This window comes from Paenibacillus sp. NEAU-GSW1 (assembly GCF_009737085.1).
GTDB lineage: Bacteria > Bacillota > Bacilli > Paenibacillales > Paenibacillaceae > Pristimantibacillus.
The window spans coordinates 101,316-116,516 of the sequence record NZ_WOVL01000005.1; the positions used below are offsets into that span (position 1 = coordinate 101,316).

Annotated in this window: 14 protein-coding genes; 11 read left to right on the plus strand and 3 right to left on the minus strand. The window is 53.7% G+C overall.

All coding sequences use genetic code 11. From position 1 onward, the window contains the following. The first annotated feature begins 7 nt into the window (after positions 1–7). Positions 8–979 carry a carbohydrate ABC transporter permease gene (locus GOM71_RS04815; protein ID WP_156278627.1) on the plus strand — a complete coding sequence of 324 codons (972 nt, stop codon included), beginning with the start codon at positions 8–10 and terminating at the stop codon, positions 977–979. A gap of 20 nt (positions 980–999) precedes the next feature. Beyond that, a complete protein-coding gene (locus GOM71_RS04820; protein ID WP_253944704.1) occupies positions 1,000–1,878 on the plus strand; it encodes a carbohydrate ABC transporter permease in 879 nt (292 codons plus the stop codon). A gap of 46 nt (positions 1,879–1,924) precedes the next feature. Here GOM71_RS04820 and GOM71_RS04825 read toward each other — a convergent pair whose 3' ends face one another. After that, positions 1,925–2,572, minus strand: a complete 648-nt coding sequence (locus GOM71_RS04825) for a M15 family metallopeptidase (RefSeq protein ID WP_253944705.1) — start codon at positions 2,570–2,572, stop codon at positions 1,925–1,927. A 151-nt stretch (positions 2,573–2,723) separates the two neighbouring features. On the opposite strand from GOM71_RS04825, the gene GOM71_RS04830 reads away from it, so the two are divergent. Beyond that, a complete protein-coding gene (locus tag GOM71_RS04830) occupies positions 2,724–3,695 on the plus strand; it encodes a ring-cleaving dioxygenase (protein ID WP_156278728.1) in 972 nt (323 codons plus the stop codon). A gap of 573 nt (positions 3,696–4,268) precedes the next feature. Here the strand turns inward: GOM71_RS04830 and GOM71_RS04835 are convergent. Continuing rightward, the gene (locus GOM71_RS04835) at positions 4,269–4,481 is read right to left on the minus strand and encodes a hypothetical protein (RefSeq protein ID WP_156278628.1); all 213 of its coding nucleotides are present in this window, start codon (positions 4,479–4,481) and stop codon (positions 4,269–4,271) included. A gap of 35 nt (positions 4,482–4,516) precedes the next feature. Here GOM71_RS04835 and GOM71_RS04840 point away from each other — a divergent pair, with 35 nt between their 5' ends. The 5 genes from GOM71_RS04840 to GOM71_RS04860 all read left to right on the plus strand — a co-directional run bounded on the left by GOM71_RS04840 (position 4,517) and on the right by GOM71_RS04860 (position 11,579). After that, positions 4,517–6,148 (plus strand): S-layer homology domain-containing protein, encoded by a 1,632-nt coding sequence (locus GOM71_RS04840; RefSeq protein ID WP_253944706.1) that lies wholly within the window; start codon positions 4,517–4,519, stop codon positions 6,146–6,148. Between the two features lie 122 nt (positions 6,149–6,270). Continuing rightward, the gene (pdxR, locus tag GOM71_RS04845; protein WP_156278730.1) at positions 6,271–7,758 is read left to right on the plus strand and encodes a MocR-like pyridoxine biosynthesis transcription factor PdxR; all 1,488 of its coding nucleotides are present in this window, start codon (positions 6,271–6,273) and stop codon (positions 7,756–7,758) included. 172 nt (positions 7,759–7,930) lie between these two features. Beyond that, entirely contained in the window at positions 7,931–8,848 is a 918-nt protein-coding gene (locus GOM71_RS04850; RefSeq protein ID WP_156278629.1) for a D-alanine--D-alanine ligase, read from the plus strand. Positions 8,849–8,897: 49 nt separating this feature from the next. Next, the gene (locus tag GOM71_RS04855; RefSeq protein WP_156278630.1) at positions 8,898–10,100 is read left to right on the plus strand and encodes an aminotransferase class I/II-fold pyridoxal phosphate-dependent enzyme; all 1,203 of its coding nucleotides are present in this window, start codon (positions 8,898–8,900) and stop codon (positions 10,098–10,100) included. A gap of 588 nt (positions 10,101–10,688) precedes the next feature. Beyond that, positions 10,689–11,579 (plus strand): DUF72 domain-containing protein, encoded by an 891-nt coding sequence (locus GOM71_RS04860; protein WP_156278631.1) that lies wholly within the window; start codon positions 10,689–10,691, stop codon positions 11,577–11,579. An 82-nt stretch (positions 11,580–11,661) separates the two neighbouring features. Here GOM71_RS04860 and GOM71_RS04865 read toward each other — a convergent pair whose 3' ends face one another. Continuing rightward, a complete protein-coding gene (locus GOM71_RS04865) occupies positions 11,662–12,468 on the minus strand; it encodes a PaaX family transcriptional regulator C-terminal domain-containing protein (protein WP_253944715.1) in 807 nt (268 codons plus the stop codon). A 126-nt stretch (positions 12,469–12,594) separates the two neighbouring features. Between GOM71_RS04865 and GOM71_RS04870 the strand changes: the two genes are divergently transcribed. The 3 genes from GOM71_RS04870 (at position 12,595) to hisJ (ending at position 15,170) form a co-directional block, all read left to right on the plus strand. Continuing rightward, on the plus strand, positions 12,595–13,326 hold the full coding sequence (locus tag GOM71_RS04870) for a metal-dependent hydrolase (protein ID WP_156278633.1): 732 nt from the start codon (positions 12,595–12,597) through the stop codon (positions 13,324–13,326). 18 nt (positions 13,327–13,344) lie between these two features. Continuing rightward, a complete protein-coding gene (locus tag GOM71_RS04875; protein ID WP_156278634.1) occupies positions 13,345–14,259 on the plus strand; it encodes an AEC family transporter in 915 nt (304 codons plus the stop codon). Between the two features lie 80 nt (positions 14,260–14,339). Then, complete coding sequence (gene hisJ, locus GOM71_RS04880) at positions 14,340–15,170, plus strand: histidinol-phosphatase HisJ (RefSeq protein WP_156278635.1); 831 nt, start codon at positions 14,340–14,342, stop codon at positions 15,168–15,170. Positions 15,171–15,201 lie beyond the last annotated feature (31 nt).

The window sequence follows — 15,201 nt, forward strand, 5'->3', positions numbered from 1 at the left end:
CCACCGCATGGGAAGGGCAATCGATTCGGCTGCGCCTGCCGCCGCAGGCAGCGGCGAGCTGCAACGGCAGCGGCATAGTCTGCTGTCGCGATTACGGGGCGCCGGTCTAGGGCTCAGAGGCAAAAGATATTTGTTCATTTACAGCTGCCTGCTGCTGCCGCTGCTGTTTTTCGCAGCGGTGAGGCTGCTGCCGATCGTTTATTCCTTTAACGTCGGGTTCAGCGAATGGGATATGCTGTCGCCGGAAAAGCCGTTTGTCGGCTTGGCCAACTACATCTCGTTGTTCAAGGACGAAGTGTTTCTCCAAACGATCCGCAACACGGCCGTTTACGTCGTCGTCGGCGTGCCGGGCCAGCTGGCCGCGGGGCTGGGCGTCGCGCTGCTTCTGCAGCGGGTCGTCCGCCTGCGGACGTTTTACCGGACAGCTTATTTCATCCCGTACATTACGAGCGTCGTTGCCGTAAGCTGGGTTTTTCGCTGGATTCTTATGAAGAACGGCGTTGCCAACGCGCTGCTGCTTGAGCTTGGGCTTGATGCGCAGCCGTTCCTCTATTCGCCGACCCAGTCGATATTGTGGATTATCGCTGCGATGATCTGGCAGAGCATCGGATTTCAAATGCTCGTCTTTCTAGCCGGACTGGAAAACATTCCGCGAATCTATTACGAAGCGGCCGCAATCGACGGCGCGGGAGGCTGGAGCCGATTCCGGCATGTAACGATACCGCTGCTCAATCCGGTGCTGCTTTTCTCGGCCGTCATCGCGAGCATCAGCTTTCTCCAGTCGTTTACGCAGGCGTTGAACATGACTGGAGGCGGACCGCTGAATTCGACGAATACGATCGTGCTGTACATTTACAATACCGCTTTTAAAAGCTTCGAGATGGGCAAGGCGTCTGCGGCAACCGTCGTGCTGTTCGCCATTATTTTGGCCTTTACCGTGCTGCAGCTGAAAGTGTTGAACCGGAAGGTCGAGTATTAGGGAAGGGGGAGTATGGAGGCATGGGCAAAATAAGCGGCGCAAGCTCGAGGATGGCGGAAGGCGGAAGCGCGCGGGCAATCGCTAGGCAGCGAGCAGGTTTGGCTATCGGCTACTTGCTCTTGACTGCGGGCGTTTCGGTCATGGTATTCCCTTTCCTATGGATGATCGCGACCTCGCTGAAGGCTCCAAGCGAGATGTATTCGCTTAGCCTTATTCCAGATGCTCCGGCTTGGGGCAACTATTCCGCGCTGTTCAGCGAGACGTCCTTTGACGCGTGGATCGTCAATAGCTTTATCGTTGCGGCAATTGCGACGGCGAGCGTTTGTTTATTCGATACGGTGATCGGCTACATTTTGGCGAAGTTTCATTTTCACGGCAAAAAAACGATCTATCTACTGATTCTAAGCACTTTAATGGTGCCCACGGAAATGCTCATTATTCCTTGGTTTCTTTATTCCTCGAAGCTCGGCTGGGTAGATACGTACTGGGGCATTCTGTTTCCGGGGCTCATCACGGCGTTTGGCATTTTCCTCGTGAAGCAGTTCATGGAATCGGTGCCTTCCGACCTGTTGGACGCTGCTAGAATCGACGGGATGAGCGAGCTGGGCATTATGTTCAAAATCGCCTTTCCGCTCGTCCGTTTGGCTATTGCGACGCTTTGCATACTGTCCTTTTTAGGCAGCTGGAACTCCTTTATTTGGCCGTTGATCGTTACGCAGACGGAGGGACGGTTCACGATTCCGGTCGGGATGGCGTTTTTCTCCAGCGAAGCGAAGGACAGCAGCAATTGGATTCAGATTATGGCAGGCGCGACGATTTCAGTCATTCCGCTTATTATCGTTTTTATTATTTTTCAAAAACAGATCATTCGCGGCGTCGCAACGACCGGGCTCAAATAATAAGCTGGGGGCGGCGGGGATGAAAAAAGGCCTTTCGGTCGGAGAATTATTCCGCCGGAGGCCTTTTTCCGCGTTTCAATTGTTTGATGGAATAGCCGAAATCCATTTGCAGATGAGGGTAATCGCGGAAGCTTTTCCAGTCTCCTCCCCAAGTGAAGCCAAGCTTCTTGGCGATTGCGACGACCTCCATCCAATCCGCGTTGCCGTTGCCGTTGCCGTCGTATTCCATATCCCATACGACCGTGTTGTCTTCGACTGTAAGCAACGCGAAATCGACTGCCAGACCATAGTTGTGATAAGAGTCGCCGCCGCGAACGTTCGTCACGATTGGTCCGTCCGTCGTGCGGCCTTGCTCGTAGAGGGCATCCTGCTCCTCGTTCGATCGAGCGTCATCCGTAATGAGAATCGTAATGCCGATGCTAGCCGTTTGCGCGATGAGCTTATCTGTTTTGGCTGCGACGATGGGATGCAGCTGCGGCTTTTCCGCCGCCGGCGCTTTCGGAGCGGTCTTGTCAGCCGATGGCGTGGAGAGCCGTTCCTCCAGCGCGCCGAGCCCGCTGATACCGCTCCAGACCAGGGCGGCAATCATGGCAAGGACGACCGTTGTCATGAGCGGATTGCGTTTCGCTTTCGGTCTTGCTAGACGTTGTCCGATACTGCGCTCCAATTGAGGCCAATCATTTTGTGAGTTCATATTTCTAGTAATCTCCTAAACTAGCTTCTATCATACCAGTGTAGCATAGAAGGTTTACGCTTACCCCCGACCTAAGCCTAATTTTGTTTTATGCGTTGTGCTATGATGGGGTTGTGAATTCATTGATGTAAGGAGGTTGGTTCGGATGAAATTGGTGCTCAAAGGCATTCACCATGTATCCGCGATTACGGCAAACGCCAAGCAAAACTTTGATTTTTACACGAAGGTGCTGGGGCTTCGATTAATTAAAAAAACGGTGAATCAGGACGATACGTCATCCTACCATTTGTTTTATGGTGATGAGTCGGGCAGTCCCGGAACGGAACTGACTTTTTTCGATATACCGATGGCCGGAAGAACGCTGGAAGGAGTAAGCGGCATATCGGCACTTTCGCTCCGCGTGTTGAATAATGACGCTCTGGACTATTGGGAGGCCCGGCTTTCCGAGCATGGAGTTGCCCATGATGGGATCGCCTTGCGGGCAGGTCGGCTAACGCTAGCGTTTCGGGATTTCGAGGGGCAGCGGTTCATTCTCGTTTCGGATGAAGACAACGAAGGCGTCGCCGGAGGAAAACCGTGGGCGAAAAGCCCGGTGCCGCCGGAGTATGCCATAATCGGACTTGGTCCGGTGCAGTTGACGGTCAGCGATGTTGAACCGACAGAGCAGGTGCTGGCGGAGCTGATGGGCTTCCGTCGAAAAGGCGAATATCCGTCGACCGTAGCAGGACAGCCGGACATTATCGTGTTTGAAACGGGTGAAGGCGGCAGCGGCGCCGAAATTCACATTGAGCTGCGCCATGATCTGCCGCATGAACGGCTTGGGCGCGGCGGTGTGCACCATGTGGCGTTTCGGGTCGACAACGACGAAGAGCTTCACGCTTGGGTCGAACGGCTGCGTGACGCTCGTATCGCCAGCTCCGGTTACGTCGACCGGTTTTATTTCCACTCGCTTTATTTCCGCGAGCCCAACGGCATTTTGTTCGAGCTGGCGACGGACGGTCCGGGCTTTGCGACCGACGAGCACATCGACAGCCTGGGCGAGTCGCTGGCGCTGCCGCCGTTTCTCGAGCCGCGGCGCGATGAGATTGAGGCGCGACTGAAGCCGCTGGATACGCGGCAATAAGCGCGGCGGCGGGGCGAAGTGACGCCCGCAAGCGATGCAAGCGGGGCGAGCGTGGTATGCCTGATCTAAGGCCGAAAACGGCCTTAGATTGCGCGAGCGGTGCGAGCCAGTGCGATGTAAGGCCAGAAACGGCCTTACAAGGGCGGCCGCGCGGGTCGGCGAGCGTGGAGTGCCTGATGTAAGGCCGAAAATGGCCTTAGATTGCGCGAGCGGGGCGAGCCAGTGCGATGTAAGGCCGAAAACGGCCTTACAAGGGCGGCCGCGCGGGTCGGCGAGCGTGGAGTGCCTGATCTAAGGCCGAAAACGGCCTTAGATTGCGCGGATGGGGCGAGCCAGTGCGATGTAAGGCCGAAAACAGCCTTACATCGCTTTTTACACTTCGGCCAGCAATTTACCCCTTTATAGGAAACGGTCTTACAACGCTGCCAATAACTTAACGGTGCCGCGCCTAAAGTCGTTTGATAGGATAAAGAGATTGCCGCTCTGTAAACTAGCTAATAGAGTTTCAGAGCGCGTTTTGCTGCGCAAAACTAAGCCAATGCTCTCGGAGCGCGTTTTGCGCCGCAAAACTAATTAACAGCTTTCGAAGCAGTTTTGCTCCGCAAAACTAAGCAACAGCTTTCGAAGCAAGTTTTGCTCCGCAAAACTAAGCAACAGCTTTCGAAGCAAGTTTTGCTGCGCAAAACTAAGCCAATGCTCTCGGAGCGCGTTTTGCGCCGCAAAACTAAGCAACAGCTTTCGAAGCAAGTTTTGCTCCGCAAAACTAAGCAACAGCTTTCGAAGCAAGTTTTGCTCCGCAAAACTTTTAGGAGGATCTTTTTATGAAGCGACGTTTGGGCGCAGGGGCTGCGTTTAATTTACTTATACTTATCGCCTTAACCGTACAGCTGGCTGGCATGCCGAAGGCCGAAGCGGCACAGAGCAAGCTTCCTTTTGACGATATTGCGACTAGTTTTGCTATGGACTCTATCATAAATTTATATAATAAAAAGATTTTAACAGGAACGTCCGCGACGACGTTTGCACCCAAAAATCCGGTCACGCGCGCAGAGTTTGTCGCGATACTCGGCCGGACGCTGGGGCTGGAGCAAGCGATTAGTCCGATATCGCCGTTCTCCGACGTTGCGGCTAACGCATGGTACTACGGCTGGGTTCAAGCGGCGGTGCAGCTCGGGCTCGCGGACGGGACAAGCGCAACCGCCTTCGCTCCGGCTAAAGCCGTAACGCGGCAAGAGGCTGCGGTGCTTCTCGTTCGCGCGTTCAAGCTATCGAACACGACGGCGGCGCAAAAAGCAGCTTTCAAAGATAGCGCACAAATTGCCGACTGGGCGGCGGATTCGATCGCTAGCGTGAACAAACTCAGCCTGATGCAAGGCGACACGGACGATCGTTTTCGCCCAGCAGACCCGCTGACTCGGCAAGAGACGGCGGCGATCCTTGACCGCGCGTTGCAAAACGATAACTGGGCGTCGGCGCTCGAACAAACGGGGAAGCAAAAAATTCAGCTTGGCTGGCAGTATGGGCAAACGGCGTCGCAATTTGAACAGTCGGTTACCGCTTCGAAAATGGTCAATACGCTTTCGCCGCGATGGTATTTTGCAGATAAGTCGGGCAATATAACGGATAATACGAACCAGTCTCTTATTACATGGGCTGCCGCCAACAAGAAGGCAATATGGGCGATGGTCGGCAACCGGTCGGATCAGGAGACGACGCACCAGCTGTTGTCCAGCGCTGCAGCTAGAACGAACCTGGTGACCAATTTGGCGAATGCGGTGCAAAAATATAAGCTGGCCGGACTTAACATCGATTTTGAAAATGTCGCGCCTCAAGACCGGTCCCACATGACCGCTTTCATTACTGAATTAAATGCGAAACTCGATTCGCTGAACGCGATTCTTTCCGTCAACGTGTCGCCGGATCTCGGGACGGACTGGACAGAGGCTTTTGACTACAAAGCGCTCGGTGCGCAAGCCGACTTCATCATTATGATGGGTTACGATGAGCATTGGGGCGGATCGCCAAAAGCCGGATCGGTCGCCTCTCTCCCTTTTGTCCGCAATGCGGTGACGACGCTGTTAAAAGTGGTTCCCGCCGAAAAAACGATACTCGCGCTGCCTTATTACAACCGCGACTGGACGCTGAACGCGAACGGCTCTGCGGCGTACTCGGAAGTGCTTACGGTTCCCGCACAAAACGAGCTGGTCAGTGAGCATGCGATGAAACCGCTTTGGGACAGCTCGGTCAGTCAATATACGGCAAGCTACAAGGAAAACGGCGCCATCCATCGAATATGGCTGGAAGACGGCAGGTCGCTTGCTGCGAAATACAAGGCGGCAGCCGATAATAGTCTCGCTGGAACAGCCTATTGGTACATTGGCGGTGAAAGCGAAGATATATGGGCTAGTTTGCGCAATGCGGAACGGTTCTATAATTTGAAGTTTGCGAGCTGAGCTAGACAGGTATGAACCACGGGACGCTTTAAAAACGTCTATCGTGGTTCTTTTTTTACTGCCGTAATTATGCCATTATGTAAGAGGAGTATCTCTTCAGAGAATTTAAGTAGGTGAATGAGTTGTATTCGGATATTAAGCTTGCAGACGACCGACCGGTCTATATTCAGGTGAAGGATTACATGAAAAGGCTGATTCGGAAGGGCGCGCTGCAAGCTGATCAGAAGCTCCCATCCACTCGGGAATTAAGCGAACTCATGGGCATTAGCCGCAATACGGTCGTTACCGCATACGGCGAGTTGGTCGAAGAAGGTTATATATACGCCGTGCAAGGAAAAGGAAACTTTGTCGCCCACACAGCGGCGGCGGTATCCGGCGGCGAAGGCGCAAGCGGAGCTTCTCAGCCGATAATAAGCGGCGAAAAGATGAATTGGGGCAAGCGTATTAGCGCATACGCCGAGCAAGCGGAACAATTCGATTTGATGAAGCACGGCATTCGCGCGGTGAAAGGCTCGATTTCTTTTACAAGCATCGCGCCCGATGAAAAGCTGTTCGACCTGCATAACGTCAAACGCGCTTTTATGGATCGGATGTCGCTCGAAGGCGAAGTGCTGCTTAACTACGGTTATGCAAAAGGCTACAAGCCGCTGATCGATTTTCTGCTTCGCTATATGGAGAATAAAGGGGTCGATTTGGCCGGCAAGGATATGCTTATTACAAGCGGCTTTACGGAAGGCTTCGATATTGTTCTATCCGCGCTTGAACGTCGTTACGGCCGCGCCTTATGCGAAAATCCGACCCACAACACCGCGATCAAAAATATGAAGCTTCACGGCTATGACATAACCGGCGTTGATATGGAAGCGGACGGATTAAGCGTGAAGCAGCTGGAGCAAAGGCTGTCGGAGGAGCAATCCTACGATTTTGCCTACCTCATACCGTCCTATCACAATCCGACTGGAATCGTTATGTCGCCGGAGAAGCGGGCCGAAGCGCTTAGGCTGCTGTGCGGCAGCGGCGTTCCCGTTATCGAAGACGGGTTCAACGAGGAGCTGCGCTATTCCGGCTCGCATGTGGCGCCACTGATCGCTACGGCCGGACAGAGCAATAACGTCATCTACATCGGCAGCTTTTCAAAAATATTGTTTCCCGGCCTGCGCGTCGGATGGGTGCTTGCCGACAAAGAGTTGATCGGCTATCTGGAAAGCGTGAAACGATCGCGCGCCATTCATACGTCAACGCTGGACCAATCGCTGCTGTACCAGTACTTGCACAACGGCAATTTTGAAAAATATATGAAGCGCGCCCGCACGGAATACAAGCGAAAATACGAGCTTGCCATCAAGTGCTGCCGGGAGTACATGCCGCTTCGCAGTCTTTCGGGCGACGGCGGCCTGCATTTGTTCCTCGAGCTGGAGCATTCGCTTACGGCGCGAGAGCTGCTTGCGGCGAGTACGGACCGAGGAGTCGTGTTTACGCCGGGCGATATTTTTTACACTGGGGAAGGGCAAGGACGGCATACGATGCGGCTTGGCTTCTCGCGGGTGGCCGATGAGCAAATCGTCGAGGGTATTCGTATAATAGGCGAAATAGCCAAAGCTTTACTCTAAGAGGTTGTTCTCACGCAGTAACCCACTACGGTCTGGATCCTCATTCCCTAGCTTTATCCAATCTTCTACAGCGTTTTGGAAAAACGCAGCTTCGGAAGCGTGGCTAGTGTGCTGAAAACTGGACTTTTTGAACCGTACTGAATAACACATAAACATACAGGAGCGTGCACATATGAAAGTCGGAGTCATCATGGGCGGAGTATCTTCCGAAAGAGAAATTTCGTTGTTAACGGGTCAAGGCATGATCAACAACCTGGACCGCAGCAAGTACGAGGTTGTGCCGATTGAAATTAACAGCAAACGCGACTTGATCGACAAAGCGCAAGGGATTGACATCGCGCTGCTCGCGCTTCATGGCAAATATGGCGAAGACGGCACGGTGCAAGGGACGCTGGAATCGCTTGGCATTCCTTACACAGGCTGCGGCGTGTTGTCGAGCAGCGTGAGCATGGATAAAGATTTGGCTAAAAAGCTAATCCGTTTCGAGGGCATTTCGACCGGCAACTGGATTCAGGTTGAGAGCATGGAGCAGCTGAAGGCGGCCGACATCGAAGGAGCGCTTGGCTTCCCGGTTGTCGTTAAGCCGAATTCCGGCGGTTCCAGCATCGCGACCAAGCTGGTGAAAACGAAAGATTTGCTTGAAGAAGCGGTGCGTGACGCGCTGGAGTGGGATCGTTCGGTTATGATCGAGCAGTTTATCGGCGGACAGGAAATTACTTGCGCCGTCCTGAACGGCAAGCTGCTTCCGATCGTGTCGATCAAAGCGAACGCCGAGTTTTTCGATTATACGTCGAAATACGAGGACGGCGGCGCCGACGAGCAAATTATCGACCTGCCGGCGGACGTGCATGCGCGTGTCGAAGCGGCGGCGCTTGGATGCTATAAAGCATTGAAATGCAGCGTTTATGCGCGTATTGATATGATTATTAATGACGGTATTCCGTATGTGCTGGAAGCGAACACGCTGCCAGGACTGACGAAAAACAGCTTGCTGCCGAAAGCGGCGGCGGCGGCGGGCATTTCTTTTGGCGGCCTGCTGGATTCGATTATTGAGTATTCATTGGCAGAGCGGAAGCTGGAGAGCAAGTAAGACGACGCGCAAGGCGGGCCAAATAAGCAAAAGCGAAGGGGAGAGCGGTATGAAATCGATGAGCGAATACGTATCGCCGGTGGTAAGGGAGATTCCGCCATCGGGCATTAGAAAGTTTTTCAATGCGGCGGAAGCCGGAAAGGATATTATTTCGCTTGGCGTGGGCGAACCCGATTTCGTTACCCCTAAGCCTGCTCGCGACGCTTGCGCGGTTGCGCTTGACCGCGGAATGACAAAATATACGAACAATGCAGGGATGCTGGAGCTTCGCGAGGAGATCGCTTCTTATTTGTATCGCAGCTTTGGCATTGGCTACGAGCCTCAGAACGAGGTGCTCGTGACGGTAGGCGGCAGCGAGGCGATCGACCTTGCGCTGCGTGTGCTTCTTTCACCCGGGGATGAAGTGCTCGTTCCGGTTCCAAACTATATCGCTTACGGTCCGATTACGAACCTTAACGGCGGCAAAGCGGTTGAAGTGCAGACGTATGCTGCGGACGGCTTTAAGCTAAAGGTCGAATCTCTGCAGGCTTCCATTACGCCAAGGTCGAAGCTGCTTCTAATTAGCTATCCGAGCAATCCGACAGGCGCTGTCATGACTTACGAGGATTGGCTGCCGATTGCTAAGTTTGTAGAGGACAATGACCTGATCGTATTGTCCGATGAAATTTACGCAGAACTGACCTATGGCCGTACGCATGTCAGCTTTGCCTCTCTGCCGGGAATGAGAGACCGCACGATACTGATCAGCGGCTTTTCCAAGGCGTTTGCGATGACGGGCTGGCGTCTAGGCTATGCTTGCGGACATCCGGAGCTGATCGGAGCGATGCGCAAGGTGCATCAGTATACGGTGCTGTCCGCGCCGACGATGGGACAGATTGCCGGGCTCGAGTCGCTGCGCAATTGTCTTGCCTATAAGGACGAAATGGTTAAGTCCTACAACCACCGGCGAAAAATGTTTGTAGAAGGCTTGCGCAGCATCGGCTTAGCCTGCCGCGAGCCCGAGGGCGCGTTCTACGCATTCCCGTCGATCGCTTCGACGGGACTAAGCTCGCAGCAGTTCGCTGAACGCATGCTGCGAGAAGCGAGAGTAGCCGCTGTGCCGGGCGACGTGTTCGGCCCGGGCGGCGAAGGCTTCCTGCGCTGCTCGTACGCCGCTTCCGAAGCGAATTTGCGAGGCGCGCTGGAGCGGATCGAGCGCTGGCTGAGGACGCTCGAGCCTGCTGCGGCTGGTGCTGTGGCAGTTATGAAATAAAGATTTGGATAAGGAAGCGCTCGCGCTCGGCTCTGCGAATGGATTCGCAGAGCGGGGCGTTTTTTTTGCGTGAAGTGAAGGAGGCTTAGCGTTGATTGGTTCGGTTCTCTGCTGCAAGGCATGCACCTCTGCCCCGTACTTTTAGCGAACCTGCCTCGCTAATTAGCGAAGGCAAATTCGCTATAGGACGGTTGCTGTAAGACGTTTCAACCAATTGCGAATGCAGCTTCGCTAATAGCGAACTTGTATGCTCCAATAGCGAAATTCCTTTCGCTGTTCCCCGCAAACCGTATTACGCATATCCAAATAGCGAAATTACATTCGCTATAAAGCGAATCAGGTTCGCTCTGCAAAATGCAGTGATGGCGAGTGTGGGCATCGGTAATGGCAATGTGGAGGTCATAAGCTGGTGTTTTAGAGGTAAAAGTAGGCAGTTTTACGAGTGTGGGGCGTTGGTTAGGGCAATATGCAGGATATATGTGTGGGGCGTTCGGAACGCAGAGTATCTGGGCTATCTCTTGAGACGCAAGGCCAAATTTAGTATAACAAGAATAACAGTATGGAGCGATGGAACGGGGGTGCCTGCCGATGCCGATTCAGATCGGGCTTGCCGGTTGGGGCGATCAGGACCGGCTTTACGGTCCGGGCATTAGGGCGAAGGACAGATTGAACGAATACGCGAAACATTTTCCGCTGGTGGAGGTGGACAGCAGCTTTTACGCGATCCAGCCGAAGGAGCGTTTCGCGAAATGGGTTGAGGAGACGCCGGATACGCTTCATTTTATCGTAAAAGCGTACCAGGGCATGACCGGCCATCAACGCGGCCCGGCTGCCAGGGACAATGACCCGGAAGCGATGTTCGCCGCCTTCCGGGAATCGCTGCAGCCTGCCGTCGAAGCCGGCAGACTAAAGGCGGCGTTGTTCCAATACCCGCCTTGGTTCGATTGTACGCGTGAAAATGTACGTATTCTCAGGGAAGCGAAGCTGCGCATGAACGGTATTCCGTGCGCGCTTGAATTTCGGCACCAGAGCTGGTTTGCGCCGGAATACCGCGACAAGACGCTGGCCTTTATGCAAGCGGAGCAATGGATCCATAGCGTCTGCGATGAGCCGCAGGCGGGACTCGGATCGGTGCCGACCGTGCTGAAGGCGACGGATCGAAGCGTCACGATGGTCCGTTTCCACGGCCGCAATGCTGCGGGTTGGAATCAAGGCGGTGCGCCAAATTGGCGGGATGTGCGATACCTGTACCGGTACAACGAGACGGAGCTGCGGGAATGGGCGGAGATGCTGAGGCAGCTTCAATTGGAAAGCGAGCATCTATGCGTCATTTTCAACAACAATTCCGGCGGCGACGCAGCCGATAATGCGAAACAATTGATGGCGATGCTGGAACAGCGAAGACCGGATGGACGCGATCCGCTGGAGCCGCGAGAGGATGAAAAGCCGCCGGAGGTCGAGCAGCTGGATTTGTTTTGATAGGATAAGCATAACGAAATTAAAAATGAAAAAAGCCTGCCGAGACTGGATAAAGTCCCGACAGGCTTCTTTATGTTTTGCGTCAGACCTTCAAAATACGGGTGACAAATTTCCGGTACGGCGAGTTAGCCGGAATGGCAAGCGCAATAGCGCGGAGCGTCCGCTGCAGCTCGGCATAGCATGCCGTGCCGGGCCAATCATGCGGCAATAGCTGCGCAGGCAGCATCGGATCGCGCAAGCTTAGCTCGGCGATGACATCGCCAAGCTCCAAAAACTTGATGATGAGGGCGAGGCCATTATCGTCATGGCGTTCACTCGTCAGCAGCGAAGCTAAATGCGGCTGAAATGAAGCCGTGAGCCATTGCTGCTTCTCGTTGTAGAGTTCCTGCAGCTCGGCAAGAGACCAGAGGTCTGCCGCCTTTGCGGCTGATATTTCGTTCACAGTGAAGCGGGAGCTGCTAATCATGAGCCGCTCCCCCAGCTCGTACTGCTCGCCAAGTGCGACAACCTGGCCCGTATATTCCCAAGGCGAGATGTAAACGCCTTTATAAATAGAGACAAAACCTAGCTGCAGAAGCCCGCTGCGGAAGCCGTCGCGCTTGCTGCGTTCCGTTTCGGGAACTTCGAACATAACGACCTGCCAGCTGCCGTCCCATTGCTGCTCGGCAATGCCGGCTTTGCTGTTGATGTATCGAATAAATTCGGAGCCAAGCGGTGTAATCGCATAGAGAGAGCGCGCCGCAGCTTCGATGTAGCCTGCCTTCTTCAAGCGAGCGAGGCTGTTTCGAATAACCTGAGCAGACACGCCGCGCGTTTCGTATATGGCAATCAGCTCTTTCGCTTCAACCGTTTGAGCGCTTGCGATCAAGTAGAGGATTTGCTTCTCCATCGACAGCAAACAAACCCCTCCTCCCTTAATTTTTATGGATAGGATTGACAGAATAGCTCCGCTCTAAATATAATACAAAATATAACGATCGTTATAAATTATATTATAAAAGTGAGGCGAAGCGTAATGCATATTCAGTATCATGGTCATTCCTGCATTCAAGTGACAGCTAACGGCCACTCGGTCATCATCGATCCTTATATCACGGAGAATCCGTCTGCGGTTGTCACTGCGAACCAGATTCGAGTAAGTCATGTTCTGGCAACACATGGTCATTCCGATCATATCACCGATGCGGTCAATCTGGCAAAACTTAATGACGCTCCGATTATTGCGATTGAGGAATTAGCGTATCATCTGGCTCAGCAGGGCGTCCAAACGGAGCCTATGCATTGCGGCGGGGAGTGGGATTTCGGTTTCGGCCGCGTCCGGTTCACGCCGGCGACGCACGCTTCGTCCTATCGCGACGAGCGCGGTCAGCTGCATTATGCGGGTACTGCCGCAGGCATTTTGTTGGAAATCGATGGGGTTACGATCTATCATGCCGGCGATACCGGGTTGTTTCAGGATATGAAGTGGCTGGGCGAGCGCTATCGGATTGATGCAGCGTTTCTGCCGATCGGAGGCCGGTTCACGATGGGTCCTGAAGATGCGCTTATTGCGGCGGAATGGCTGCAAGCTCGGCTCGTCATTCCGATTCACAGCAACACGTTCCCGGTGATCAAACAGGATAACTATAAGTTTGTCGAGTCGCTGGCGGAACGGGGAATACGCGGAAAAGCGATGGAGCCTGGCGAGACGATCTCTGTCTGCCGCCGTGAGCAAAGTATGATTTTGAATTCCACGCAAAGATTCTGATGCGAGAGGTGAGCTTCGATGATTTATACGTTCTATCATATTATTATTCCAATTCTGATTCCGATCGGCATCGGGGCGCTGCTGCACCGTAAATTCAAGTTCGATTTAGGGAGCTTCTCCAAACTCATCCTCTATTACTATGTTCCGGCGCTTGCCTTTGTCAAAGTATTGGAAGCGCAGCTTTCGGCTAAGCTCGTTGTCATGATATTCGGCTTCCTTATCGTACAATTTATTGCGATGGCGCTGATCGGCAAAGCGATCAGCCGAGTCATGGGTTACTCCAAGCCGCTTGCGGCAAGCTTTGCGAACAGCGTAACGCTGACGAACAACGGCAATATCGGCATTCCCGTCAACGCGCTCGCTTTCAAGCATGATGCGTTTGCCATGAGCATACAGATGATGGTCGTCGTTTTTGAACTGTTTGCGACATTTACTTTCGGGTTAATCAATGCAAGCAAGGCGGCGGCAGGGTTAAAGAAATCATTGCTCCAATTTGCCAAAATGCCCGTATTGTACGCGATCATCGCTGGCACAGCTTTGCATATGCTGCGCCTTCCGATGCCAGAGCCCGTTATGGTCCCGCTTGAACAAATTGCCGACGGCATGCTTCCGTTTGCGCTCGTCTCGATTGGCGCGCAGATTGCATCCGCCGCTATTCATCGCAACACTGCCGCCGTTCTTCTAAGCAGCCTTACCCGACTTGTTCTGTCGCCGGTCTGCGCCTATTTGCTGCTTATGCTGCTTGGCATTGAAGGCATCGCCGCGCAGGCGCTGTTCATCGCGAGCGCGATTCCAACATCGCGAAACAGCGCTGCCCTAGCGCTTGAATACGGCAATGAGCCGGGCTTTGCGGCGCAGGCGGTGCTTCTGTCGACGCTGCTCAGCAGCGTGACGATGACCGTCGTCATTGATTTGTCCAATCATCTTTTTTAAGCCTAAGGTAGAGAAAAAGGGGTGTAATGCGATAGAATAGGGACTAACTAAAGTACGACATTGCTTGAAGGAGTGTTAGGATGGTATTGAAGTGGGACGGACACACGCATACCCGTTTTTGCTATCACGGCAGCGACGCTGCAGAGGAGCTTTATATCGACCGCGCGATTGAGCTCGGCTTCCAGCGATATACGATTAGCGAGCATCCGCCGCTTCCTGCAGGCCTCGTCGACGATCCGGCGTTATTCCGCGAGCTGGCTATGCCGCCTGAAGAACTGCCGCTTTATATGGAATATGCAAAGGCGATGAAACGCAAGTACGAGGGGCAGATTGAAATAACGGTAGGCTTGGAGCTCGATTATTTGCCGGGACAGCTTGATTTTACGAAGCAGATCGTTGATCAGTGGGGGCATGAGCTGGAAGACATCGTCTACTCGGTTCACTATTTGCCGGGGGCGGATGGCGGCGCGCGCTGCGTTGATTTTACGGCGGATTACTTCCGGGAACAAATTTTATCCTGCTACGGAACGATGGAAAAAGCGGTAGATACGTATTACGACCACGTTGAGTCTGCGATCGTTTTTGCTTCTGCGCTGCCTATGCGCAAGCGGATTGGGCATATCAATCTGATTGAAAAGTTTGCCGATGCGCTTCCTCCGATCGGCGAAGGGCAAATCCGGCGCAGGCTGGAGCGCATCATTCCGTTGCTCGCGCAGGGGAAGGTCGGAATCGACGTCAATACGGCGGGACTTCGTGTTGCTACGTGCGGCAAGCCGTATGTGCCGGAATGGTTTCTCGCCGCTTGCCGCGAGCAAGGGATCGAAACGGTATACGGCTCCGACGCCCATAAACCGGAGCATGTCGGCGCCGGTTGGGAATGGTTCGAGGAACAAATGCGTAAAAAGGCATAATGAAGAAGAAGCTTGGATCGCTCGAAGGAGC

Coding starts and splice junctions, on each gene's coding strand:
- GOM71_RS04815 (WP_156278627.1), top strand. CDS start 8: ATGGGAAGGGCAATCGATTCGGCTGCGCCTGCCGCCGCAGGCAGCGGC.
- GOM71_RS04820 (WP_253944704.1), top strand. CDS start 1,000: ATGGGCAAAATAAGCGGCGCAAGCTCGAGGATGGCGGAAGGCGGAAGC.
- GOM71_RS04825 (WP_253944705.1), bottom strand. CDS start 2,572: ATGAACTCACAAAATGATTGGCCTCAATTGGAGCGCAGTATCGGACAA.
- GOM71_RS04840 (WP_253944706.1), top strand. CDS start 4,517: ATGAAGCGACGTTTGGGCGCAGGGGCTGCGTTTAATTTACTTATACTT.
- GOM71_RS04850 (WP_156278629.1), top strand. CDS start 7,931: ATGAAAGTCGGAGTCATCATGGGCGGAGTATCTTCCGAAAGAGAAATT.
- GOM71_RS04855 (WP_156278630.1), top strand. CDS start 8,898: ATGAAATCGATGAGCGAATACGTATCGCCGGTGGTAAGGGAGATTCCG.
- GOM71_RS04860 (WP_156278631.1), top strand. CDS start 10,689: ATGCCGATTCAGATCGGGCTTGCCGGTTGGGGCGATCAGGACCGGCTT.
- GOM71_RS04865 (WP_253944715.1), bottom strand. CDS start 12,468: ATGGAGAAGCAAATCCTCTACTTGATCGCAAGCGCTCAAACGGTTGAA.
- GOM71_RS04870 (WP_156278633.1), top strand. CDS start 12,595: ATGCATATTCAGTATCATGGTCATTCCTGCATTCAAGTGACAGCTAAC.
- GOM71_RS04875 (WP_156278634.1), top strand. CDS start 13,345: ATGATTTATACGTTCTATCATATTATTATTCCAATTCTGATTCCGATC.
- hisJ (WP_156278635.1), top strand. CDS start 14,340: ATGGTATTGAAGTGGGACGGACACACGCATACCCGTTTTTGCTATCAC.